3 protein-coding genes are annotated in these 1,879 nt (G+C 73.2%); 1 reads left to right on the top strand and 2 read right to left on the bottom strand.

Annotation, left to right across the window (positions count from 1 at the left end; translation table 11 throughout):
- Positions 1–238: NAD(P)H-hydrate epimerase (locus tag E5198_RS21055; protein WP_305956087.1), on the bottom strand; the 238-nt coding region annotated here is incomplete at its 3' end.
- Positions 239–300: 62 nt separating this feature from the next.
- Between E5198_RS21055 and queG the strand changes: the two genes are divergently transcribed.
- A complete protein-coding gene (gene queG, locus E5198_RS21060) occupies positions 301–1,365 on the top strand; it encodes a tRNA epoxyqueuosine(34) reductase QueG (protein ID WP_136491847.1) in 1,065 nt (354 codons plus the stop codon).
- On the opposite strand, the gene E5198_RS21065 is transcribed toward queG, so the two are convergent.
- A partial coding sequence (locus E5198_RS21065) for a YdcF family protein (RefSeq protein WP_136491848.1) occupies positions 1,366–1,879 on the bottom strand: 514 nt, incomplete at its 5' end. It lies immediately after the preceding gene.

The raw sequence follows: 1,879 nt of genomic DNA on the forward strand, positions 1-1,879 counted from the left end.
CGCGCCGGGCCAGCGCGGCGACCAGATAGCCGTCGCCGGCGTTGTTGCCGCGCCCGGCCAGCACGGTGATCTCGCCGGCGTCCGGCCAGCGACGGCGCAGCGCGCGCCAGAGGGCATGGGCGGCGCGCTGCATCAGCTCGCTGCCGGGGGTGCCGGCGGCGATCAGGCGCGCGTCCAGCTCGCGGACCTGGGCGGCGCGATGGAGGGCGAGGGGCAAGGCGGGGGCAGTCAGCGGCATGGACCATTCGACTCGAGGCTCTGGCACAATTATACCCACCCTGCCCCCGAGCACCGCCAGCCATGTCGACCAGCGCCCCCGATCCCGCCGCCCTCGCCCAGGCGATCAAGACCTGGGGCCGCGAACTGGGTTTCCAGCAGGTCGGCATCGCCGGCGTCGAACTGGACGAGCACGAGGCGCACCTCACGCGCTGGCTGGCCGCCGGCTACCAGGGCGAGATGGACTACATGGCCGCCCACGGCTGCAAGCGCTCGCGGCCGGCCGAGCTGGTCCCCGGTACCCTGCGGGTGGTCTCGCTGCGCATGGACTACCTGCCCGGCGACACGCGCATGGCCGAGGTGCTGGCCAGCCCGGACAAGGCCTACGTGTCGCGCTACGCGCTGGGCCGCGACTACCACAAGCTGGTGCGCAAGCGCCTGCAGCAGCTGGCCGAGCGCATCCAGGCGATGATCGGCCCGTTCGGCTACCGCGCCTTCGTCGACAGCGCGCCGGTGCTGGAGAAGGCCCTGGCGCAGCAAGCCGGGCTCGGCTGGATCGGCAAGAACACCCTGCTGCTGAACAAGCAGGCCGGCAGCTGGTTCTTCCTCGGCGAGCTGTTCGTCGACCTGCCGCTGCCGGTCGACGCAGCGCACGAGCGCGAGCACTGCGGGCGCTGCCAGGCCTGCCTGGACGTCTGCCCGACCGCCGCCTTCATCGGCCCGCAGCTGCTGGATGCGCGGCGCTGCATCTCCTACCTGACCATCGAGCTCAAGGGCGCCATTCCCGAGGAACTGCGCGCGCCGATCGGCAACCGGGTGTTCGGCTGCGACGACTGCCAGCTGGTGTGCCCGTGGAACCGCTTCGCCCGGCCGACGCAGCAGGACGACTTCCGCCCGCGCCACGGCCTGGACAACAGCGAGCTGGCCGAACTGTTCCGCTGGAACGAGGAGGAGTTCCTCGCCCGCACCGAGGGCTCGCCATTGCGCCGCGCCGGCTACGAGCGCTTCCTGCGCAACCTGGCGGTCGGCCTGGGCAACGCGCCCGCCAGCATCCCGGTGCTCGAGGCGCTGCGCCTGCGCCGCGAGTACCCCAGCGAACTGGTCCGCGAGCACGTCGAATGGGCGCTGGCGCGCCACGGCGCGGCCTGATCAGCGATAGAGCAGCGGATAGAGCAGGCGCCCCACCGCCTCGTTGAGCAGCAGGCTGCTCTGCCAGATCGCCACGGCCTCCGGCAGCCAGCCGCCCAGCGGCCGGCCATTGGCCACGCCGAGAAAACCCATGGGCGCGGGAATCACCTCGAAGCCCTGGCGCTCGAAGCACCAGCGCGCCCGCGGCATGTGCCAGGCCTGGGTGACCAGCACGATGCGCCTGACCCCGGCGTCGCGCAGCAGCGGCGCGCTCAGCGTGGCGTTCTCCCAGGTGGTGCGGCTGCGCCCCTCCTGCCAGCGCAGCGCGACGCTGAAGTCCTCGCTGAGCACCGCAGCCAGCAGCTCGGCCTCGCTGGGCGGTTCGCCCCGGTGCAGGCCGCCGCTGGCGAGGATCGGCAGGCCGCTGACCCAGTGCAGGCGCGCCGCCAGGCGGGCGCGCTCCAGCGCCAGCAGGCTCGGCTGGTCGCCGCCCCAACCCGGATCGCCGCGCTCGCGGCCGCCGCCGAGCACCACG

The sequence above is a fragment of the Pseudomonas sp. A-1 genome (genome assembly GCF_004801855.1).
Classification (GTDB): Bacteria; Pseudomonadota; Gammaproteobacteria; order Pseudomonadales; family Pseudomonadaceae; genus Geopseudomonas.

Bases quoted from the DNA above. Each gene is read 5' to 3' on its own strand.
- queG (WP_136491847.1), top strand. From the start codon at position 301: ATGTCGACCAGCGCCCCCGATCCCGCCGCCCTCGCCCAGGCGATCAAG.